18 protein-coding genes and 1 riboswitch are annotated in these 23,258 nt (G+C 46.7%); of the genes, 10 read left to right on the top strand and 8 right to left on the bottom strand.

What is annotated here, in order from left to right; genetic code table 11:
* Window positions 1-15: 15 nt before the first annotated feature.
* On the top strand, window positions 16-867 hold the full coding sequence (locus tag ACKI5J_RS14025) for an SDR family oxidoreductase (protein ID WP_407430113.1): 852 nt from the start codon (window positions 16-18) through the stop codon (window positions 865-867).
* A 17-nt stretch (window positions 868-884) separates the two neighbouring features.
* Here the strand turns inward: ACKI5J_RS14025 and ACKI5J_RS14020 are convergent, their stop codons facing one another.
* From ACKI5J_RS14020 to ACKI5J_RS14000, 5 genes are all read right to left on the bottom strand, one after another.
* The gene (locus ACKI5J_RS14020) at window positions 885-2,717 is read right to left on the bottom strand and encodes an STN and carboxypeptidase regulatory-like domain-containing protein (protein WP_407430112.1); all 1,833 of its coding nucleotides are present in this window, start codon (window positions 2,715-2,717) and stop codon (window positions 885-887) included.
* A 4-nt stretch (window positions 2,718-2,721) separates the two neighbouring features.
* On the bottom strand, window positions 2,722-3,663 hold the full coding sequence (locus tag ACKI5J_RS14015; protein ID WP_407430111.1) for a FecR family protein: 942 nt from the start codon (window positions 3,661-3,663) through the stop codon (window positions 2,722-2,724).
* A gap of 5 nt (window positions 3,664-3,668) precedes the next feature.
* Window positions 3,669-4,247, bottom strand: coding sequence for an RNA polymerase sigma-70 factor (locus ACKI5J_RS14010; protein ID WP_407430110.1), 579 nt, complete (start codon window positions 4,245-4,247; stop codon window positions 3,669-3,671).
* 119 nt (window positions 4,248-4,366) lie between these two features.
* The gene (locus ACKI5J_RS14005; protein WP_407430109.1) at window positions 4,367-5,017 is read right to left on the bottom strand and encodes a head GIN domain-containing protein; all 651 of its coding nucleotides are present in this window, start codon (window positions 5,015-5,017) and stop codon (window positions 4,367-4,369) included.
* Window positions 5,018-5,049: 32 nt separating this feature from the next.
* Window positions 5,050-6,198 carry a hypothetical protein gene (locus tag ACKI5J_RS14000; RefSeq protein WP_407430108.1) on the bottom strand — a complete coding sequence of 383 codons (1,149 nt, stop codon included), beginning with the start codon at window positions 6,196-6,198 and terminating at the stop codon, window positions 5,050-5,052.
* A gap of 151 nt (window positions 6,199-6,349) precedes the next feature.
* On the opposite strand from ACKI5J_RS14000, the gene ACKI5J_RS13995 reads away from it, so the two are divergent.
* Window positions 6,350-7,258 (top strand): NAD(P)/FAD-dependent oxidoreductase, encoded by a 909-nt coding sequence (locus ACKI5J_RS13995; protein ID WP_407430107.1) that lies wholly within the window; start codon window positions 6,350-6,352, stop codon window positions 7,256-7,258.
* Here ACKI5J_RS13995 and ACKI5J_RS13990 read toward each other — a convergent pair.
* Both ACKI5J_RS13990 and ACKI5J_RS13985 read right to left on the bottom strand, forming a co-directional pair.
* Window positions 7,255-8,046 (bottom strand): SDR family NAD(P)-dependent oxidoreductase, encoded by a 792-nt coding sequence (locus tag ACKI5J_RS13990; protein ID WP_407430106.1) that lies wholly within the window; start codon window positions 8,044-8,046, stop codon window positions 7,255-7,257. The two genes, ACKI5J_RS13995 and ACKI5J_RS13990, sit on opposite strands and share 4 nt — an antisense overlap.
* 31 nt (window positions 8,047-8,077) lie before the next feature.
* Complete coding sequence (locus ACKI5J_RS13985) at window positions 8,078-8,533, bottom strand: PepSY-like domain-containing protein (protein WP_407430105.1); 456 nt, start codon at window positions 8,531-8,533, stop codon at window positions 8,078-8,080.
* A gap of 146 nt (window positions 8,534-8,679) precedes the next feature.
* Between ACKI5J_RS13985 and ACKI5J_RS13980 the strand changes: the two genes are divergently transcribed.
* Both ACKI5J_RS13980 and ACKI5J_RS13975 read left to right on the top strand, forming a co-directional pair.
* Entirely contained in the window at window positions 8,680-11,265 is a 2,586-nt protein-coding gene (locus tag ACKI5J_RS13980; RefSeq protein WP_407430104.1) for an alpha-L-arabinofuranosidase C-terminal domain-containing protein, read from the top strand.
* 14 nt (window positions 11,266-11,279) lie between these two features.
* Window positions 11,280-12,236, top strand: coding sequence for a glycoside hydrolase family 43 protein (locus ACKI5J_RS13975; RefSeq protein WP_407430103.1), 957 nt, complete (start codon window positions 11,280-11,282; stop codon window positions 12,234-12,236).
* A gap of 85 nt (window positions 12,237-12,321) precedes the next feature.
* Here the strand turns inward: ACKI5J_RS13975 and ACKI5J_RS13970 are convergent, their stop codons facing one another.
* A complete protein-coding gene (locus tag ACKI5J_RS13970; RefSeq protein WP_407430102.1) occupies window positions 12,322-12,897 on the bottom strand; it encodes an acetate uptake transporter in 576 nt (191 codons plus the stop codon).
* A 141-nt stretch (window positions 12,898-13,038) separates the two neighbouring features.
* Window positions 13,039-13,149, top strand: a riboswitch (SAM riboswitch).
* Between the two features lie 271 nt (window positions 13,150-13,420).
* Here ACKI5J_RS13970 and ACKI5J_RS13965 point away from each other — a divergent pair.
* The 6 genes from ACKI5J_RS13965 (at window position 13,421) to ACKI5J_RS13940 (ending at window position 23,034) form a co-directional block, all read left to right on the top strand.
* A complete protein-coding gene (locus ACKI5J_RS13965; RefSeq protein ID WP_407430101.1) occupies window positions 13,421-16,537 on the top strand; it encodes a SusC/RagA family TonB-linked outer membrane protein in 3,117 nt (1,038 codons plus the stop codon).
* An 18-nt stretch (window positions 16,538-16,555) separates the two neighbouring features.
* Window positions 16,556-18,076, top strand: a complete 1,521-nt coding sequence (locus ACKI5J_RS13960) for a RagB/SusD family nutrient uptake outer membrane protein (protein WP_407430100.1) — start codon at window positions 16,556-16,558, stop codon at window positions 18,074-18,076.
* A complete protein-coding gene (locus ACKI5J_RS13955) occupies window positions 18,069-19,109 on the top strand; it encodes a redoxin domain-containing protein (RefSeq protein WP_407430099.1) in 1,041 nt (346 codons plus the stop codon). The genes ACKI5J_RS13960 and ACKI5J_RS13955 overlap by 8 nt, the downstream gene beginning before the upstream one ends.
* A 329-nt stretch (window positions 19,110-19,438) precedes the next feature.
* Entirely contained in the window at window positions 19,439-20,458 is a 1,020-nt protein-coding gene (locus ACKI5J_RS13950) for a chemotaxis protein CheB (RefSeq protein WP_407430098.1), read from the top strand.
* A gap of 61 nt (window positions 20,459-20,519) precedes the next feature.
* Window positions 20,520-21,581: an NAD(P)-dependent alcohol dehydrogenase gene (locus ACKI5J_RS13945; RefSeq protein WP_407430097.1), complete on the top strand. Its 1,062-nt coding sequence runs from the start codon at window positions 20,520-20,522 to the stop codon at window positions 21,579-21,581.
* A gap of 538 nt (window positions 21,582-22,119) precedes the next feature.
* Entirely contained in the window at window positions 22,120-23,034 is a 915-nt protein-coding gene (locus tag ACKI5J_RS13940; protein ID WP_407430096.1) for a pirin family protein, read from the top strand.
* Window positions 23,035-23,258: the final 224 nt, after the last annotated feature.

Raw genomic sequence — 23,258 nt, 5'->3', positions numbered from 1 at the left:
CCTAAAATTCAACATATGAAAATCGCGATAACCGGAGCCACCGGGCACCTGGGACAACTGGTGGTTTCTAAGCTTAAAGATCTGGGGAAAGGAAACGATGTAGTTGCTCTTGCCCGTTCCAGTCAAAAAGCGTCTGCCCTTGGCGTAGAAACACGGGAGGCCGACTATAACGAACGCGAAACGCTCGAATCCGCTTTGGCGGGAATAGACACACTGCTGCTTATATCAGGAAGTGAAGTTGGGAAACGCGCAGTACAGCACCGCAATGTAATTGATGCTGCGAAGAAGAATGGTGTGAAGTGGATTGTTTATACCAGCCTTCTTCATGCGGACACTTCCACACTTAGTCTGGCGGCGGAGCACCTGGCCACAGAAGCGGCATTGCGGGAGTCAGGAATTTCTTTCACGGTATTACGAAACGGTTGGTACACTGAAAACTATACAGGTTCCATTCCTGGTGCACTCGCCGGTGGTGCGCTCATCGGTTCTGCGGGAGAAGGGAAGATTTCGTCAGCCACAAGGGCAGATTATGCCGAGGCGGCTGTAGCAGTACTAACTACTGAAGGTCATAAGGCCCAGGTATACGAACTTGCCGGTGAAGAAGCATGGACGCTGAGTGACCTGGCTGCTGAAATATCCAAACAGACCGGAAAAAATATTCCTTACGTCAATATGCCGGAAGCTGAATATGCTAAAGCCCTTATGGAATTCGGCATACCTGAAAGTCTTTCTCATGCAATTGCCGGATGGGATGTATCTGCCTCAAAGGGCGATTTATTTGACGATGGCCATGAGCTTTCCCGCCTCATAGGGCATAAGACGACACCGCTTTCTCAGGTTGTAGCTGAAGCGCTTAAAAATAGTTAAAGAAGCAGCAATAGGACTTACATCAGCGTAAGTCCTATATTCCAGCCGATCCAGCCTCTTGCATTTGTAGAAAATGACCGGCTGTATTTAGGAGCAATCCGACTCTTATATCCATCTTCAGCTATCCCAATAGCCTTACTATAGTAAACGGAATAGGAAGGGCCGGCAAAAAGTGTAATTCCCTTTGTGGCCATGAATTGCAGGTGTGTTTGCACTTTATACAGGTAGTGGTTATTAACCGGTTTGCCCAGATAAAGAAACTGTGTTGATACCTCGGCAGCTAGAGACAGACGAGGGTTGAAGATAAAATCATGACCCCAGCCTATTCCGGCGGAATAGACCTTTTCTGAGGTCGAAACGTTCATTCCCCCGATTATTATCGTGTATAACTTTGCATTTCCCGTCTTGATGCTGATGTTGGAATTCAATACTTCATTACTGGAAATGCTGATCTTGTGATAACCCTTTCTAACCAGATTTAACAACCCGATACCTAGGCCCGAAGAGCTGTCGGCTACGTTGATCAAACCGATCTGTGTGCCATGCATCATCTTAGAATAGTTAAGAACGCCAGCAATTTGTGAACCCCTAAGGCTACCTCCATGGATATTGGCTACACCTGCAACCTGTGTTCCGCGGACTGACTCTCTCATAAGGTTTGCAACGCCGGCAACTTGCAAACCGCTAAGGCTACCTCCATTGATGTTGGCTACACCGGCAACCTGTGTTCCGCGGACTGACTTTCTAACAAAGTTTGCAACGCCTGCGGCCTGTACCCCGTCCATTCTGTCGAGTCCGGCATTAACAATTCCTGCGGCCTGAACGCCGCTGATAGCCTTTTTAACCGTGTTAGCGAGTCCCGCAGCCTGCACTCCCTCCACGCTGTCTAACACAACATTTGCCAATCCGCCGGCCTGCACCCCTTTCACTGATCCTCCTACGATGTTCAGCACACCGGCAACCTGCAATTTCCTTACATCCTTTTTGTTGACGTTGAATATGCCGCCAATTTCAACACCGTCAACGCCTGCTGTGTAGCCGCCCCATACATTCAGCGAGCCTTTGTTTACTATTTGGGAGCTCAGCATCCCGTGGGAGCTTATTCCCGGCAGTAGCGAGGCTTGAAAGGGACTGTTGGCAATAAAATCCGGAATATTTAAACTTTGTATCCTTTGCCGTGAAGAGGTGAGAAAGCGTCCGAAACGAGAACGCTCCACCTGGTTTGAAGCCCCGGCATCTGAATCGTTCTCCTTATAACCTGGAGGGCTCACCGTTATCACCGAGAGAAACTGCAGACTGGTGTCGCGGAAGTTGTTTTTACTCACTGTGAGAACAATGCCTTCCTCTGCTTTTTTGAATTTTAATTTAAAATAGCCGTTCTTATCGGTAAGCGTTGATCTTAATAGCTTTTTCTCATATACGCTTGCATCTTTTACGGTTTTGCCGCTTTGTTCGTCATAAACATATCCTTCAATCTCATAAAGCTTCTTTCGCGTATAGATGTTTTCGGGGACTACTGAGAACCGACGGGATGCCGGCCTCAGAATAATGTAATTCCTGCTTTCTTTAAAATCTACATTTCCCTGGAACAGTTGTTCAAGGACTTCCCGAATGGTTTTGTTTTGCACTGAAAGTGAGATAACGCTGTCTTTTTGCAGGAAATCTCCGGCATATGAAAAGTGAAAACCTCCTTGTTCGCTGATTCTGTCGAGTGTACTCCCGAGTGTTTCCTTATTGATGTTCAATGAAATGTTGCGCAACAAATTCGAACGATAAACCGGAGAGGTGTGCTGCGCAAACGTCGGTACAAAAAAGAAGGCAAGCAACACAAGGAATAGATTTGCCTTCATCTCGCTATCTTAAAATGTAAGCGTTGTCTTGCTTGATCACCTCACACTGCAATGTCTCGCTAACGATCTGAAGTATGCCATCAAGTGATTCATTTTGGAAGCGTGTCGTTAGTTTCACGTTCCTTAATGCTGGGTTTTCAATCCTGATCTCTGCCTGGTAAGCTTCATTAAGTACCTGCACTAGGCGCCAGAGTGGAGTCTGGTCGGCTACGAACTCGTTGCTGCGATAATAGTTGTAGAGCTGGTCGGTGTTTTTCAAGACTTTGAGTTTCCCCGCTTTTGCAGTAACTTTTTCATCTTTGTGCAACACAACTGACTGCTTTCCTAAGCTCACCTTCACAATTCCTGTTTCAACAATAACCTCTGTGAGCGATTCATTGTGTTTAACGTTAAAGGAGGTTCCGATCACCTCAATCTCTACCCCGTCCGCCGCTATGATGAACGGTCTTTGTTTGTCAGTAGCAACGCTGAAAAACACCTCCCCCTTCTCCAGTTTGACGTTTCTGTTCCCGCCATCAGCAGCATATGAGTAGGAGAGCACTGAATTTTTGTTTAATGTAACGTTGGAGCCGTCTGGCAGAACTTGAGTCAGTGTCTCCTGGTAGGCGGTGAGCGTCTTGTCATTATTGCCTATCTTGCTAAGTATCAGCCATGCTCCACATAAAAGCACCAGTGCAGCCGCTATTTTCATCCAGCCGTACCTTGCCCAAAGTTTTACAGGTGCTTTTTGAGTAGTGCTGCCAGCCTTTGTCTGGAAGCGTTTCCAAGCCTCGTTTTCATCGATGGTGCTCGTCTTTGCCAGTTTCTTACTCGTATTCCAGATCAGCTCCAGATTCCTGAATTGCTTACGGTTGGTTTCGCTGGCCGCCAGCCATAACTCAACTTGCCTGTCTTCGTCCGGACGGGTTTCTTTTAAAAGATATTTAACCAAAAGTTCGTCGTCCATGTCCCTTATAAAAATTTGTCGACCAGCCAGAGTGTTACCAGCGGTAGGAAGTCAGCCAACTTAACCCGCATTATTTTCAACGCCTTGCCCATCTGGTTTTCCACGGTCTTTACCGAGATTCCCAGGTGACTGGCAATTTCTTTGTATTTTAACTCCTCAAAACGGCTCATCTGAAAAATGGTGCGGCATTGTTGCGGAAGGTCGTCCAACGCTTCGGCAAGGCGATGCTCAAGCTCTCCAAGTTCCAGTTTGTGGGCCGCACTGTTTGTCTTTCCGTCTATCGTATGGATCACATAAGTCTCGTATTTCGCCTTCGTCTTATTGTGCTTGAAATAATTGAGGCAATCGTTGTGTACCATCTTATACAAGTAGGCCTTTACAGAGGTCTGCACGCTCAACTGCTCCCGCCGCTCCCATAGCCTGAGGAAAACGTTCTGTACCATTTCTTCCGCCAGATCTTCGTCGCGCAGCATGACGTTGGCGTAAGAGTGTAAGGCTTTGAAATGTTCCTTAAACAAGCGTTCAAACGCATTGTCGTCATCGAACGGTGCCTGGTATACTGAAGCAGCGACTGTTGATTCCACTTTGTAAGTTTCGTCCCAAACTTAGAGATTTTTGATAAAATATTTCAGTTAAGAACATGAAACGGAATCAAATGGGAAGGTTCTTGTTCGTCTTTGCGTTTTCAAATCGCGCAATGGCCTTAAAACTTCACAACCTTGCCGCTGCCCGTAACTCGGGAATCTAACTCAGGGTTACCTCTATAGTAAACATGTCCGCTGCCACTAATACGCGCCCTTAAATGGTCCGACACGGTAAGTTTCACATTACCACTACCCGAAATGTCGACATCAGCGTTCTCTGTACGCAGGTTCTCTAGCTCAGCCCTCCCAGACCCTGAAAGATCGATGTCAGCATTTTTTACTTCCAGCGTGCCTTGGAAATCGATATCTCCCGAACCGCTGATACGGAGACTGAACTTTTCCTGGGCGGGGAAATCTCCTCGCACACTCATTTCCCCACTTCCGGTTAGCGCCAGGAATTGTACTTCCGGCATGGTAATATAGACTTCTATGTCGTCATCACTCACGCTTGCATTTTTATACCCCAGCTCAAGTGTGTTTCCCCTCACCTTTGTTTCAAAGCTGCTTAAAAGATTGGAAGATCCTCTTAACTCTACATGGAATTCCTGACCGCGGGTAATGTACACCGTGTTTGATCCGCTGCTGGATACGCCGTCAAATGTACCTGGTGTCCGTATATCGGTAATCTTATTCCCATTGGCCGTTAACCGCTCTTTCGTGCACGAACTAAGAGCAGCTGCAAAAAAGCCGATAAATAGTAAAGTTTTCATGGATGTTGGTTTTATGTGATTATTATTATTCGTTAAAAAATAAAATGCAATCCGCCGGTGTAGCCTATATATATGCCCTGAAAGTAGTCTCTGCTCGAACTGCTCTCCCGTTTCCAGAGGTAATGGTCCACAAGGGTTTCACCCCAAAGCGTATTGGTGCTGATAAATTGAAGGGTTGGACCACCAAAAATTTCGATGTTCTTGCCAAGCCGCCATGCTGGCATCATTCTTAGACCCGACTTAAAATACTCCCCTGAACGGAAATTGTCCATATACAGGCTGGCAATCTCTGTGTTGATACGCCATGAACTACTTAGCGAGAAATGCACACCGAATCCCGCTTCGAACGCGTACATCTCGTCATCGATGTCTTTGAAATGATATCCCGCACCTATGATTCCATAAAGCTTTTTGCCTCCTGACCGAAAGGAGAGGAGCGTTGTTTGGGTTTCATCTATACTTAATCCAATGCTTTTCTCTCCATTTCTGATGATGTTGATAATACCTATCGGATGGTCGCTGCTGTCGGCAACGTTAATAAAAGCGGCCAGCTGTACGCCTTTTACTTTTCTCGCGACGTTTGCAAAACCACCTATTTGCGAGCCCGAGACATTTTCTGCAACATTCGCGAAACCAGAAACCTGAGAACCCTGAATCTCCTTCGCCACATTCGTGAACCCGGAGACCTGGGTGCCTTGTACTCCTTTCGAAACATTGGCGAACCCGGCAAACTGCGCGCCTTTTATCTCTCTTGCCAGGTTGAAGAAGCCTGCAAACTGCGCGCTTTCTGCGCTGCCCCTTGCCACATTGCTGAACCCCGCAAGCTGTAATCCCTTCGAATCACCATAAGTATTTAAAAACCCGGCGAGAAGTAAGCCGTTTGCTCTGCCGCCTATATGATTGGAAAATCCGGAAAGCGCTAAGCCGGTTAATCTGTGCCTGACAAAGTTGGAAAGCCCTGCAAAGGCGAGTCCTTCTTCCGCAGCGGAAACTCCCGCTATCAAGTGCAACGAAAAATGATTGGTATCTGCAGGAGCATTTGTTCCGTTTGTACTCAGCGGATAAACTATGCCAATATGTATTTTATCGGTTTTAGGCAATTGAGCTTCGCTTCTTGCTGCCTGAATGAATAGCAGACCAGCAATTGCGGTTTTAAAGAAGGAGGTATACTGTCTTATCATTTCTGTGATTTTTGAAGTGTGACAACGAAAAGAATTTAAACCCCTACGGGAAATACAAAAATATTTTCTGCCACAATGTTGCAATAGATAGAATAGATCTTAACTTTGACGTCAAAGGGACTATTTGATTATCGTTATCGAACATTAGCTTATGAAAAAAGAGAGGTTATATGAGGCAATCATCATTGGTGGTAGTTATGCGGGGCTCTCCGCTGCAATGGCACTGGGCCGTTCATTAAGACGGGTATTGGTTGTAGACAGCGGGTTACCTTGCAACAGGCAGACCCCCCACTCTCATAATTTTTTGACGCAGGATGGAAAGACTCCCGGGGAGATCGCTAAGGTGGCAAGGCAACAGGTGGAGCAGTATGAGACCGTTGAATTCTTAAACGGAATAGTCACAGCCGGGAGCAAACGGGAGGAAGGGTTTCATATAGAAACGGAGTCGGGACTTAACTTTGACGCAAAAAAGCTCATCATCGCTGCCGGTATTAAAGATCATATGCCCGATATTCAAGGTTTCTCGGAGGCCTGGGGAATCTCGGTAATACACTGTCCATACTGTCACGGCTACGAATTCCGCGGCAAAAAAACCGGTATTCTCGCAAACGGCGATAAAGCAGTACATCTGGCGGGATTGGTTCATAACCTCACCAAAGACTTAACTGTATTCACCAATGGCAGGGCTTCTCTCGATTCCCAACAATGGCAGAGGTTGGAAAAGTCAAAGGTGTCCCTCATAGAAAGTGGGATAGTCGAGATTATACATAGAAATGGGCAGCTGAGCAGTCTGGTTCTGGATGATGGCCAACAAGTGCAATTAAGCGCGTTATATGCAGCCATCCCATTCCAACAACATTCCGATATCCCACAAATGCTTGGTTGCGAGATGACGGAGAACGGACATATCCGTGTGGACCCCATGCAGAAAACATCCGTTCCGGGAGTGTACGCCTGTGGCGACAATTCATCTCCAATGCGTTCAATTGCAAGTGCCGTTAACACCGGCGCCATTGCCGGTGCTATGGTGAATATGGAACTGGTAAACGAAGCGTTTTAGCCGTTATCTTTGGGCTCCTGTTGTTTGCCCATCGTTTCGGAGGCCATGCTATCCGGTAATACGTTAGCCATCGCAACCTGTATTTTGTTCTTCATTCCGGAGATGATTTTATCATCGCCAGACATCAAAGCCTCATAGCCGTCCTGGGCAACATCTTCCGGTTTCGAGAGTTTTGAATCCAGAATCTTCGAATCCTGCATTTCCGCTTTATTGAAGAAATCGGTGTCCGTAGCACCCGGTAGCAAAGCAGTAACGGATATGTTTGAGTCTTTCAGTTCGTTTCGTATCGCTGCCGACCAAGAATTAACGAAAGCTTTTGTCCCGTGATAAACAGACTGATAGGGTCCGGGTGCTTCTCCTGCTATCGAACCTACGTTTAAAATTTTGCCTTCATTCTTTGCCAGCATGTCTTTTAAAAACAACTTGGTGAGCGTGATGCAGGAGATGATGTTCAGTTCGATGATATCGATTTCCTTCTCCAGGTCGGTATCCTCAAATTTCCCATAGTAACCTTGTCCCGCATCGTTGACCAGAACGTCAATATGAATACCTTTCGACCGAACTTCATCATAGATCTCGCGGGCGCTCTGTCTTAAAAAAAGGTCTTTTGCGATGGTATGCACCTGTATGCCCCCGGTCTGTAATTCGGTGGCGACACGCTCAAGTGCACTTGTATCGCGGGCCACGATAACCAGGTTGAACTTATCCTTTGCAAATAATTTCGCCAGCTCATATCCTATGCCGCTGGTAGCGCCTGTTATTAGCGCGTATTTCTGACTGTTTTCCATAAATGTTTATTTGGTAGATGTGATTTAGCGATTAGTCGTCGACCTCGTCCTTCAACACTTTGCCTGCGGCAGAGTAAATTACTTTGCGGTCAGGAACGCCGTCCAGGCTGACCTTGTAATTGGTTACCCCGCCCTTGACCATTGTATGAACCTCGTCGATTTTATGCTTTGGATGGTCTCTTTTTACTACCGCCCTGATTGCTGAAGGTAACTGAGATACGCGGATCTCCCGGCCCCTTTCCAGAAGCACACCGCTACTGCTAAAAGTAGCATGATGATCTACTCTGCTCATGTCGAAAGAAACGTAATACTCGTTGCCTTTTTTCTTCCATTCGACATCGCTGGCTTTGGGGAAGGTGCTATTGAACTTACTCAGAACAGCCTGAGGGACGTCCCTGCTGCTGATTTCCACTTTTTGAATATGCTGAGCGCTAACACGCAGCGTTGCGCCGGCCATGAACAGGCAGATCAGAATAATTCTTTTCATGATACATAGATGTTTCAACATACCACATCAAAAATAGAACCAGAAAAAATCCTGTCTAGCCCTTTTTTACTTATTCATAACGGCCATCGATAACTGTTACTTCAACAATTGATTTTAAATGCTATTTTTAGTTATACCAATTTCCCATGACCAAAAAATTCAGACCGCTGAGATTCGTTCTCTTTTTCCTTCTAGCCTGCGACTTTTCCATTAGTACCATGGCTTTTGACCAGCCCGACTCGGTTTACTTGTTTTCTTACGGCACCAACGGATTGCGCTTTGCCTGGAGTCAGGATAAGCAAAACTGGACTTCTATAGGTAACGGCCACCCCTACCTGAAGAGTGATTACGGCGCATGGGGAAGTGAGAAGAAGATGTATACGCCATATTTAATCGAAGGGAAAGACGGCAGATGGCAGGCCGTATGGAGTCTCAACGACCGTACGCTGCAATTCGCCCATGCAGGATCCAACGATCTGATCAGCTGGGGGCCGCAAAGCTATCCTTATCTCGAAAAAGGAAAGAACGTCCTGAAGCCGGTCATTTCTTACGACAAGGATTCCCAAACCTATCTCATCGTCTATACCGATTCTCAGAACAAATATTTTCAAACAACAACCTGGGATTTCAAAACGTACACCGCTGCTGAAGAAGTTCCATCCTCCCCATATAAAAACCAAAGTGTCATCGTCACGTTCGCAGGAGAAAAACATGAAGGTCAGATTCATCGCGTTTCCTGGAGAGTTGTCGATGGCCTGCTGAAAAGCTACCAGTTGCAACAATATAATGCGGCTTTAAATGCCGAAACAACCAGTCAGGACCCGCAGCGTTTTGCGGGCCTAAAAGCCATAGACGCAAAGTTCGTTCTACAGCCTCAGGCGGCTAAGCCTATCAGTGATATGCTTATGGGCGTTTTTTTTGAAGATATCAATTACGCGGCGGATGGCGGTCTATACGCTGAACTGATTCAGAACCGCGGCTTTGAATACCATCCGGCAGATAAAAAATACAGGGATAATGAATGGACCAGTACTTACGCATGGAGCGTCGCAGGGGGGGAGGCAAGGTTCACAGTAGATTCGGTACATTCCCTGCATGCTAATAATCCCCATTATGCCGTATTCACCGCGGAACGGCCTGGCGCTGCACTGATCAATACCGGCTTTGACGGTATTGCCGTTAAAAAAGGCGAAGCCTATCATTTTTCCATGTTCGCCAGGCAGCTTGAAAAAGCAGGAGGAAAGCTGGAAGTCAGGTTGGTGAGTGAAAGACAGGGGGTGCTGGCCAAAGCTACGGTAACCCTTTCTTCTTCTCAATGGAAGCTTCTGAAGACGACGCTTAGGGCATCAGGTGACGCGTCTGACGTGCGTCTGGAATTACAACCTTTACAAGCTGGAAGTTATGCATTAGATATGGTTTCCCTCTTTCCGCAGAAGACCTTCAAGGGACGTAAAAACGGCCTTCGTCCAGATCTTGCAAAGGTCATCGCTGATATCCATCCGCGTTTTATTCGCTTTCCCGGTGGTTGTGTAGCACACGGAGATGGTATTGACAATATTTACAAGTGGAAGAATTCGATAGGGCCACTGGAAACACGCGTACCTGATCGTAACCTCTGGAATTATCATCAGAGCATGGGGCTCGGTTATTTTGAATATTTCCAGTTTTGCGAAGATGTAGGGGCCGAACCCGTGCCGGTGCTGGCGGCCGGAGTGCCATGCCAAAATTCCTCTCACGGTGGTGGTGGCCAGCAGGGTGGTATTCCAATGAGCGAAATGGGAGAATACGTTCAGGATATCCTTGATCTGGTCGAATATGCCAACGGAGGAGTAAACACCACCTGGGGAAGAAAACGTGCAGAAGCCGGACATCCGAAGCCTTTCAACCTGAAATATATCGGCATAGGTAACGAAGATCTGATAACAGAAGTGTTCAGGGAGCGTTTTGAAATGATCTATCATGCGCTTCGCAAAGCCCATCCCGAAATCACTATAATTGGCACAGCCGGTCCGTTCTTTGAAGGAACAGATTATGTTGAAGGTTGGAAAATCGCTTCAGAGCTTGATATTCCGGTGATCGACGAACATTATTACCAGTCACCCGGCTGGTTTATCAACAACCAGAATTTTTATGATAAATACGACCGGTCTAAATCCAAGGTTTACTTAGGCGAATATGCTGCCAGCCTGCCCGGAAAGAACAGAACGAACTTAGAAACAGCTCTGGCAGAGGCCGCCTATCTCACGTCACTCGAACGAAACGGAGATATCGTACATATGACCTCCTACGCTCCTCTGCTGGCCAAAGAAGGACACACCCAGTGGAACCCCGATCTGGTCTATTTTACCAACACAGAAATTAAGCCGACAATCGGATACTATGTGCAGCAGCTTTACGGACAGCATGCCGGCGATCGCTATATTCCGGCAGCCGTTACACTCTCGGATCAGTCAGAAAACATTCGGAAGCGGATTGCCTATTCGGTAGTAAGAGATAGTCAGTCAAACGATCTTATCATCAAAATGGTGAATATCCTTCCGGTACCTGTTCATGCCGAGCTCGACCTCGCAGGGATAAAGTTCCACGGTACGAAAATATCCAAAACCGTACTATCCGGAAATCCGGCCGATACCGCTGTGAAACCTGTGATTACTGATTTTGTCGCTTCGAAAAATAACACGCTCGAGTTGCAACCCTATTCCTTTACCGTTTTAAGATTCGCAAATAAGTGAAATACACATATAAGATGAGGCGTTCGCTGATGATCCTCTGCGGTTTATTCGTCCTGCTGCCTGCCTCTGATCTCAAGGCACAGAGCACTGCATATCTGTTCGCATATTTTACCGGGAATAGAATTGAGCAGGAACAAATACACTTTGCTGTCAGCAATGACGGCTTCAATTATTCTGCCCTGAACAATAATAAGCCGGTTATTGATTCAAAAACGATCAGCTCAAGTGGGGGAGTCCGCGATCCGCATATGCTGAGGAGCGAAGATGGAAAGACGTTCTATATGGTCGTCACGGATATGGCCTCATCCAAAGGATGGGAATCCAACCGGGCGCTCATCCTGATGAAATCCCGTGATTTGATAAACTGGACGTCCAATGTGATCAACATTCAGCAAAAGTATGAGGGGCAGGAGGATCTGAAACGCGTGTGGGCTCCACAAACAATCTATGATAATGAAGCCGGTAAATACATGGTGTATTGGTCAATGAAACACGGTGAGCAGCACGATATAATCTATTATGCCTACGCTAACCAGGATTTCACCGACCTGATTAGTGAGCCGGTACCCTTGTTTATCCCCAGGTCGCCGGCGTTCAACATTGATGGCGATATCATCAAAAAGGACGGCGTCTATTTCCTGTTCCGCAAAACCGGGGGCGCTGACGGTTCGGGCATAAAGGTGGCAACCACAACCTCCCTCACCTCAGGAAAATGGCAGGAAAATGATCGCTATCTGCAACCGACTAAAGAAGAGGTAGAGGGCTCTGCGATATTTAAACTGAATCACTCAAACAGCTATATCATGATGTACGATCTCTTCAAAGCACATAGCTTCCAGTTCTCCCGCAGTGAAGACCTTCAAAATTTTCGGGTTATCGACAACGAAGTAAAAATGGATTTCAAGCCACGGCATGGTTCGGTCATATCGCTGACAAAAAGAGAACTTAAGGCTCTTAAGAGGAAATGGTGAGTGGCGGTTCGAACCCGCCTCCGGGGTCTGTTAGGTTCGCAAATAAGATCCGTCAGAAGGGACTTATCTGACGGATCTTATTTCATTAAACCGGAAGTACTACCTTTCCCCACACCTCATTCAAAACCTGTGCGGCAGCCGTGTAAATGGCTATACATCCGCAAACGATACCCTCATAGCCGGCAAAAGTCTTAATACCCGCATTGCCGGTATAATCACCAACCGCCAGCAAGATAAATAAGAGCGTCAAAGAACCAAAGACCATCTGTAGGGCTCTGCTTTGTTTGAGCGTTGCCAGAAACAGAAGAAAAGTAAAGAGGCCCCACATGGACAGATAGGCAACCAATCCGTTCACCGATACAGGAGCGGCCAGGCCCAGCTTAGGTAAAACCAGCAGACCAACAAAAGTCAGCCAAAAAAAGCCGTATGAAGTAAAAGCTGTAAATCCGAATGTATTATTTTTTTTTGCTTCAATGACCCCGGCGATCACCTGTGCTACGCCCCCGTAAAAGATTCCCATTGCCAGAATCATCGAGTCAAGAGCAAAAAAACCCGCATTATGAATATTCAACAGCACAGTGGTCATGCCGAATGCAAACAATCCCAAAGGTGCAGGGTTCGCATATAGATCTTTTAGAATTACTTCTCTTTCTTCTTTCATCTGCTTCATACAATTTCGTGCGAAAATAGAACTCAGTGCCCGACAAAAAAGGGATCTGCGTCACAATTCTCTCATAAAATGCAAACTCTATCATTTCTATAGATTAATCAATATATTTGCAGCAGTCACTGTTCTTTACATTGCTTATCCAGAAAGATGGAGGGAAAGGCCCTATGAAATCTTAGCAACCTGCAGAAACCATTTTGTGTAAGGTGCTAATTCCTGTCTGCTATCAAGCAGAATAGATAAGAAGATTGATTTTTATACCAACGTAATAATCACCAATCTGCTTTTTCCTCAATCAGCTGTGTAAGTACAAAAATTAGACTTTATGGAAATTTATCTCGACAACACGGCAGCAACACCATCAGACAAAAACGTCATTCAAGCTATGCAATCCCACATCATCCACCAGACAGCACTATCGTGTTGTTTTCCAGCAATGACCGCCAGATCCGAAGCGGTAGAATCCCTTCATTGATACCATATACACATAGATTTCTTACATTTTAATATTACTGAATTGAAACTTTTTTATTTGCTCAGGAGCAGGCTGCTTGCGGCACTTCTCCTTACCGGTTTAATAGTAACAACTTTTAATGGCGCTTCTGCCCAGCAGGGGCGTATAACGGGACGCGTCATCGAAGCCGGGACATCGGAGCCCCTGCCCGGGGTAAGCGTCGCTGTTAAAGGTTCCGCAAACGGAACCCTAACCGATGCAGATGGCCGGTACGCCATTCAGGTAAGCTCAAATGACGATATTCTTCGTTTTACCTTCATCGGTTTCGAGACCAGGGAGATTTCTGCCAGTCAGGTATCTGCGGTTATCGAGCTGAAGCAGGCGAACAATACCCTGAACGAGGTGGTCGTTGTAGCATACGGGACCGCAAACCGGTCCAATTTCACAGGCTCGGTTTCTTCCATTAAAGGTGATGAACTCGAAAAAAGGCCCGTGTCGAATATAGCCCGCGCCTTGCAAGGCGTAGCTCCGGGAATACAGTCAACGGCTCAGTCCGGACAGCCCGGAACCGATGCGACGATCAGGATCAGGGGAATAGGTTCTGTTAATGCATCGAGCGCTCCTCTCTATGTTGTCGACGGTAATCCTTTCAGCGGCGACCTCGCTTCCATCAATCCGAACGACATCGCTTCGATCAGTATTCTGAAGGATGCGGCCTCCAGTGCCTTATACGGCTCAAGGGGTGCCAATGGCGTAATTATCATTACCACCAAGCAGGGAAAGAGGAGCGGCGAAACCAGGGTAGGCGCAAATGTCTCCCAGGGTTTTTCCTCCCGCGCGGTGAAGGACTATGAGCACTTAAGTACAAACGAATACTTTGAACTGACCTGGGAAGCCATCCGGAATAATCAACTTGCTAACGGTGTTTCTGCCGCCAACGCTGCTCAGACAGCGAGCCGTACCCTTGTCCCCTCACTGAGTATTAATCCATATGGTTCAGCTTTCCCTGAACCTGTAGGCCCCGATGGGAAAGTGGTGTCTGGAGCCACTCCGTTATGGAATGACAGTTGGGTGGACGAGCTAACCCGAACAGGAAAAAGAACGCAAGCCGATATTAACTTCAGTGGCGGTAATGATAAATCGCAGTACTATATTTCCGGTGGGTATCTCAATGACGAAGGAATGGCTATCGGTTCAGGATTCAAGAGATATAATGCTCGTGTAAATGTAAGTACGCAGGCTAAGAAATGGTTGACCGCCGGGCTGAATATCAGTGCGGCAAACTCCAAACAAGACTATCCGCAATCCGAAGATACGCAGACATCCAACGTTATTAACTTCAGCCGTATAGTTGCTAACTTCTATCCGGTATACAAGAGAAATGCGGATGGATCGTATCAGCTTGACCCGATAACCAATAAAAAGGTTCTGGATTATGGTGAATACCGGCCTTCAGCAGCTAGTCCGCGTACCAACCTGGTAGGTACGGTAGGCCTGGACAAATCAGAAATCTCAAAGGATAATTTCTCAGGAAGGGCCTTCCTTGAAGCAACGTTCCTTCCTGAGCTGAAGTTGAGGACTACCTACAGCGCCGATTTAACCAATCAGAACGACCATTACTATATCAATCCGACCGTTGGTGAAGGAGCGGCTACCCAGGGATCTGTTACACGAAGTAACTACAGAACCTTGTCCTATACGATCAATAATATTCTGACTTATGACAAGCGGTTCAATGACGATCACCATCTGAATCTCTTGGGCGGGCAGGAATTTTACAGCTTCAACAGAAAACAGATCTCCGGATCGCGTTCAAGGTTCGCCTTCCCCGATTTTTATGAGCCTGACGCAGCCTCTCAGCTTAATTCCTTCAATGGATATTCTGATCAATACGCGCTGTTGAGTTTCCTGGGCCGTGCTGAATACGATTACAAAAGCCGGTATTTTTTCTCAGGGTCATTGAGAACAGACGGATCATCGCGCTTTTCGCCATCAGCACGCTGGGGCACATTCTGGTCGCTGGGTGCTTCCTGGAAAGCTTCCGAAGAAACATTTCTTAAAAACCAGTCATGGCTTGATCTCCTGACCCTGCGAGCGAGTTACGGAGGTCAGGGGAATGACAATCTAGGTATTTACTATGCATACGAAGGCCTCTATGCCGTATCCAACAACCTGGGTGAAAACGGAGTAGTGACCTCCCGTTTGGCTACCCCCGACCTCAAGTGGGAAACCAACCTGAACCTGAATGTTGGTTTGGACATCTCGGTTCTGAACAATCGTCTTGGGGCAACATTCGAGTTCTTCAGCAGAAGGTCCAAAGACTTGCTGTTTAAGCAGCCGAAAGCGCCTTCTATCGGCTACAGTTCTATAGATGCCAATATCGGATCTCTCCAAAATAATGGCTTTGAGATACAATTGAACACGGTGCCTGTTTTGTCGAAAAACTTCAGATGGGGACTTGATCTAAACCTTACACACTATAAAAATAAGATCACGGCCCTTCCCCAGCAATACGTCGATAATGGCAACAAACGCCTGACCGTGGGAGGGTCTATCTACGACTTCTACCTGAAGGAATGGGCGGGCGTAAACCCGGAGACGGGGAGTCCGCAGTGGTACCGTACCGAGGCAGATAACCGTAAGGTTATCACTACACAATATGGCCAGGCGACCAGCTATATGGGTAAGAGCGCACTTCCTGACTTCTTCGGTGGAATCACCAATACCTTCCGACTGTTTGATTTCGAGCTTTCCGCATTACTTGCTTATAGCGTGGGAGGATATGTACTTGACCGTGATTATGTGCTGGTTCTGCATAACGGTAACTCTCCGGGCAGAGCATGGGGTAAAGAAATGCTGAACCGTTGGACACCAGAAAACAAGAATACCGATGTGCCGGCACTATCTACGACGGCAAACAACTGGAACTCGCTTTCTACGCGGTTCTTATATGATGCTTCGTATGCCAGGCTCAAGAACGTTTCATTACGCTACCATCTGCCGAAGTCTCTGTTGGGCCGTCTGAATATTAGCGATCTGAGTGTGTCTCTGATAGGTGAGAATCTGCTTACTTTTTACGGACACCAGGGTATGGACCCTGAGCAGGTCATAGACGGCACTACTTATTTCAGATACCCGGCAATCAAGTCTGTATCCGCCGGCATACAGTTAACATTTTAACATATTAGGACTTACAAGATGACAAGGATATTTAAACAATACATCGCCCTTTTCTCTATACCTTTTTTCCTTATCACCGGCTGTGAAAAGGAATTATCCACATCGCCTACATCTTCAGTTTCTGAAGATAAGCTCTTCACTACCGTGGAAAATATTGAGACAGTTCTAAACGGTACCTGGAGCTATATGAATGATACCTATTTCACCTATGCGAATCCGGGATACGGGGCTATCCTGCGCACAAGCGATGCGATGGGAAGCGATGCGGTGATTAACCCTTCGAAATACGGGTTTCCTGCGGCATATTCATTCACCCAGATGCAGATTAATACCGATACCCGGGTTTCTGCGTTCTGGACCCTTCTCTATAAAGTGATTGATAACTGCAATAATATCATCACCAAAATTGACGCTTCAGTCGGTTCCCAGGAAAAGAAGGACCAGATTAAGGGGCAAGCCCTGGCACTGCGGGCCAACAGTTATCTTACCCTCGCTACCTTTTATCAGTTCACGTATTTGAAGGACCCTGAGGCGAAGGCGGTCCCGGTGTACACGGAGTCTGCAAAACCCACTTCGGAGGGGAACCCTAAAGCCAGCTTGAAGGAAGTTTACAACCTGATATTAACCGATCTTAATGATGCGAAGAGGTTATTGTCTACATACAACCGTCCGGCATCAGCCAAATATAAGATCAATGCAGATGTGGTCAATGGTCTCCTTGCCAGAGCGTATTTAAATACCGGAAACTGGACAGAAGCAGCCCTAAGCGCTGCAGAAGCACGCAAAGCGTATCCGCTAATGAGCGCTGCTGACTATGCAGAGGGATTCAACAGTCTGGCTAACCGTGAATGGATCTGGGGACATGGTCAAACAACTGATCAGAGCAATGCCAGTTATAATTTCCATTTCCTTGACGTGAGTTCGGCCTCTTCTTACTATTACAGTTTCATGGCCGATCCTTATTTTAAAGACTTGTTCGACGCAAATGACATCCGTAGCCAACTCTTTTTATGGGATGGGCTCAAAGGTCGTGAAGGATCTTTAAGATACCAGAAGTTCAGGTTCAGGCAAAACCAAACTGCCGATATTGTTTTGATGAGATCGTCTGAAATGCTTCTCATAGAAGCAGAGGCGAAAGCCAGAGGAGGTTTTCTTTCTGAAGCTGCGCAACGTTTAAATGAATTGAGGACTATCCGCAACGCTACGCTCCTGGATGCTGCTGGTAAGGGTCCGGCTGAAGTTATAGCTGCTATCCTGATAGAGCGGCGGAAGGAACTATGGGGAGAGGGTTTTGCCCTTTCTGATATATTGCGAACGCAGGGGAAAGTAACACGTAAGGCATTTACCACAGGTGGTGCAAACCCCGCTCCGGTTTACGTAACGATTACCAATGCAGAGGGCAACACCGTGCAGGTGCCTGGTATCGGGCACTCCGTTCTGGTACTGCCCGATAAAACTCCGTTTGTTGAAAATAGTCCTTATTATTTGTTTACCATTCCAGAACTCGAAGTAAACAACAACCCTCGCTTAAATGATTGATATAGCAATGAAAATGCGCAAGGTTTTTAAGATATTCCTACTGGCTCTGCTTCTGCAAGGCGGAGCCAGTTTGGCCCAGGGAAAGGTCAGCACTGTCAGCATCACCGGGAAAGCGGCTGATACAGGCTCTGGTTATGTTTATTTACAGCGTTTTGATGATAAGGTGTTCTTTACCGTCGACTCTGCAAGAATGGAAAATGGCCGGTTTCAGATAGATACAAAAATAGAACTGCCCGAACTGTACGGATTAACGCTCGATAAAAATCAGAACCCTTTATATGTATTCATTGATTCAGAACGAATTTCAGTGGATCTTAAACCCGATTCGTATTACGGCAAGTCCACGGTTACCGGGTCAAAGGCACAAGACTTGTTTAATGAGTACAAGAAGTTGGATGACGAAAGTCTGAAAATAGACAGTTTTATCAACGCGAATCCCCGATCCATTGTATCGGCCTATGTCCTTTACCGCCATTTTTCGTATCGTTTGTCTCCTGATGAAATCGATCGGAACCTGGGCCTTCTCGATCGATCGCTTCAACAGACTCAATATGCCAGAGAATTGAGAAAGCTAAGCGGCGTATTACGCACCGTAGAGCCCGGCAAAAAAGCACCTGACTTTACTTTGAATGATCAACATGGCCAACCAGTGAAGCTCTCTGATCATAGGGGTAAGTATCTTCTTGTAGACTTCTGGGCATCCTGGTGTGGCCCATGCCGTCGTGAAAATCCGAATCTGGTGAAAGCCTGGCAGAAATATAAAGACCAGGGTTTCGACGTATTTGGGGTATCCCTCGATCGAAAGAAAGAAAACTGGCTCAAAGCGATCAAAGATGATCGGTTAACCTGGACGCAAGTATCAGACCTAAAGTTCTGGAACAGTGAGGCGGCAAAATTATATGGTGTGCGGGCTATCCCATCTAATTTATTATTAAGTCCTGACGGAACTATTCTAGCTAAGAATCTGACTGGAGAAGCGCTTCACTCGAAACTGGAAGAACTCTTAGGTAAGCAGGTTTCGGAAAAAAAATAAGCACCTGATGGGCAGGTGCTCAAACTAACCAATTATAAACCTACTATTCTATGAACAAAGCGCGTGCCAAAAAACCACATAAGTTGCGTTTTGTGCCTAATTCGTGAATGTTTATAAAAATAACAGTGTATTTGTTCCCCGAAGTGTGGTGTTTTGTGCAGCGAAACCGTAGCACATCCAGCCAAATTTCATTGTTGTTGCCAAATTTGCGGCTTGGTTGATTATACCTGGCTGATCCACCATGTTCCAGTGCTTATACTTATTTTGTAGTGTTTTATACGTGTATTTAAAACATCTCGGCATCTCCGCCGATTAGTGTCAGTGAGTATATGGAAGATTTCAGAAATGTCATTGTTATGGGCGCATCCGCAGGCGGTATAGTTGCCCTTTCGTCACTTATCGCCGGATTGCCTGATGATTTGGACGCTGCTGTCCTTATTGTGCTGCACCTGTCCAAAAAATCTAACGCAGACGTGATTGTTAAGGGATTTCAGAAGCAGACTTCGCTAAATTGTCAGGTTGCGTATGACGGTGCGAGAATCAGCAGGGGGCACCTCTACCTGGCACCTCCGGAACAGCATATGCTAATCAGGAACGGGCATGTCCACCTCACGCAAGGACCGCATGAAAATAAATATCGTCCATCCATTGATGTGTTGTTCCGTTCCGCAGCGGTACAATATAGTCACCGCACCATCGGCATAATTTTAACTGGTTTATTGGATGACGGCACTTCCGGAATGGCGGCCATCAAAAAAGCGGGAGGCATTTGTATCGTGCAGGATCCATCAGACGCAGCGTTTGGAGATATGCCACAGAGTGTCCTGAATAATATAGAGGTCGATTATAAGGCCAGCCTCACCAGAATTCCGGCGATAATTGAGGTGCTGATGAGCCAGCCTCTTCCTCCGGAGCAGGCCCTTCCGGTCGAACTCAAAATTGAAGCAGATTTAACAGCAGGTATGATGTCCGATTTGAACGAACTCAAAAAGATTGCCGATCGCAGTGACTTTATATGCCCGGATTGCGGCGGTGGGCTATGGGCGGTCAGGGATGACCCCATGCATCGTTACCGGTGTCATACCGGCCATGTGTATACCGAGCGCCTGCTTGCTGAAGAACAGGTGGAGGGTATCGAAGAATCATTATGGGTGTCTATTCGCATGCTCGAAGAAAGGCGCAACCTGCTGCTGCTGATGCGTACACATGACGAGCACGCCGGGAATCTTCAATTGGCAGAAGCAAACCAGGGACGGGCGATTGAGATCGACCGGCATATAAAAAGGCTGAAACAGGTGCTGACGAAGCTGGTCTCAGACTTGGGGGAGCTTGACCAGGGCAAATCGTAAACTATGGTAAAACAATAGGGTTCATTTGGGTATTGTGTTTATAATCCACAACACCAATCTTATGAACAAGCCAGAAGTAAAAGCGTACGGCACGGAATCAGCCGAAGCGCCTCTGAACCAACTGACCATCAATCGCAGGACAACCACACCTCATGATGTTGAAATTGAAATTTCGTATTGCGGAGTATGTCATTCCGATCTGCATACAGTGCGGAATGAATGGCACTCAACCGTGTATCCATGTGTTCCCGGGCACGAAATTGTAGGTAAGGTAGTCAGTCTGGGTAATCATGTCAGCAAGTTCAAAGTGGGTGATCTGGTTGGTGTAGGCTGCTTGGTAGACTCCTGCCGGGAGTGCCAGTATTGCAAAGAAGGCCTGGAGCAATACTGCGAGCCAGGCGCAACCCAAACATACAACTCTCCTGATAAGCACCTCGGTACGCAAACTTACGGTGGCTACTCAGAGCGTATCGTGGTTGATGAAAGCTTCGTGCTTCGAATACCAGAAAATCTCGACTTAGCCGCGACCGCACCATTATTATGTGCCGGCATAACTACCTATTCGCCTTTGAGGCACTGGAAAGTTGGCCCTGGGATGAAGGTGGGGATTGTTGGCATTGGTGGTCTGGGTCACATGGGTATTAAAATTGCTAAAGCGATGGGTGCTCATGTGGTGGCTTTTACTACGTCCGAATCCAAGTTCATGGAAGCGAAACGTCTCGGTGCCGACGAAGTCGTACTATCCAAAGATGCCGGACAGATGGCAGCCTACCACGGCAAACTGCATTTCGTTCTCGACGCAGTATCAGCGCAGCATGATATCAACGCCTACCTTGCTTTGCTAAGAGTAGATGGTTCGCTCGCCCTGGTAGGTGCTCCCGAACTTCCCTTACCTGTATCTGCGTTCAGTCTGATTCCCGCCCGCAGGAGCTTCGCAGGTTCCATGATCGGCGGAATCGCCGAAACTCAGGAAATGCTTGATTTTTGCGGAAAACATCATATCACTTCCGACATTGAGATGATTGATATCAACCAGATCAACGAGGCTTATGAACGATTGCTAAAAGGGGATGTGAAATATCGTTTTGTGATTGATATGAAATCGCTTAAGTCTGTCTGGTAAAATGGCCTGTTTTTCGAAGCGGGTGCTGATCCATGTAGAATGTCCGAATGGGACGATGCATGCCTCCAGCACCTCCCGGGTAAAATCTTTACATGGCTGTTTTGCCTCTACCGCAATTTTCAGACAACCAAATCAAGTCAAAGTAATCTATATGATTTATTTCTAGTGTAAAGATATATCCGTGCAACCTTTAATCGTTGTAATACAGATCCGTTTGACTGTCCGATTTTTGTAAGGTAAATTAAGTATAAGACAGAGGTATGATAGGAGAATAGGTTTCTATGAAGCCCACAATAACGCGCGTTCGTCCCGTGATAAGTCCGACTATAACAGTCAAAAGTCGGACTTATGACTGACTTTTGACTGACGATATTCACCTTCATATAAAAGACTTTTTAAGCCAAACCCTATGCTTTCATAAACTTTATTCACCCATCGTATGATGGCCTGCATAGATGCGATACTTTTTCTTTAGATTCGTTACAACGGCGGGGCATGCTCAAACGTTATATAGCCGCCACAGACAAAAAGCAATCTTATGCTAGATATCGTAATAGAATCCAGAAGTGCAATCCTTAGTCCCGCCGTAAAAGTGAAACGTATTCTTCCGTTTCGTCTGAAAAGAATGATAGGTCCGTTTATTTTTATGGATCACGCGGGACCGATTTCAGCGATACCGCAGCAACCTTCAACGCTCGACGTGCTTCCGCACCCTCATATAGGCCTTTCAACCGTCAGTTATTTATTCGGTGGGCAGGTGACGCACAGGGACAGCTTAGGTGTAGAACAGATTATTCGGCCGGGAGAAGTTAACTGGATGACGGCCGGGAGCGGCATATCACATTCAGAAAGGTTCGAAGATCCTTCTTCACTTGCTGGGGGGCTTGAAATGATCCAGACTTGGGTTGCTTTGCCTGAACGCGACGAAGAAGCGGCGCCATCGTTTAATAACTATACTCCCCAGGAACTTCCGGTATACACTGACAAGGGTATTTGGATGCGACTTATAGCAGGGAATGCCTATGGGCTGAAAAACGATGTCAAAACCCATTCTCCGTTGTTTTATCTCCACGTAGTACTGCAAAAAGGGGCTGCTTTCGGACTTCCTCTGGAGCATGCAGAAAGAGGGTTCTACATCGTGAAGGGAAGCATTGAAATATCCGGAGTGACGTATACATCCGGAAAAATGCTGGTGTTCAGTAAGGGGGTTGATCCCTTGATCCTGGCCAAAGAGGATACTACACTGATGCTTCTTGGTGGAGAGCCACTAGGTGAACGGTTTATATGGTGGAATTTTGTTTCTTCCAGAAAGGAACGTATCGAACAGGCAAAAGAAGACTGGAAGCAGGGGAGGATCATCCTTCCTCCAAACGACGATAAGGAGTTTATTCCGTTGCCGGATGATCGGTTCAAACCTTCGGGAAGTGCGCCGCGGCCCGAGCCGCTTTCTTAGCGGCAAGTTCCAGATCGGTCAGCTCCGGCATTACCTGGCAACCGCTTACATTTCCGACTTACTGCGCCGAAGATTTTTTTGCTTTTTGCATGACGCTTTCCGAAGTCCGCTTCGGAGAAAGTTCGCTTACATGAAAAAACGTTCGTTTATGATAACTTCTCATAGAAAATTGGTAAGAAGTAGGAAATATTCGTGGTGATAATCTGAAAAATTAGTTAGTATCT

This window comes from Arcticibacter sp. (assembly GCF_045629565.1).
GTDB lineage: Bacteria > Bacteroidota > Bacteroidia > Sphingobacteriales > Sphingobacteriaceae > Arcticibacter.
This window is presented reverse-complemented; position numbering and strand designations above follow the sequence as displayed.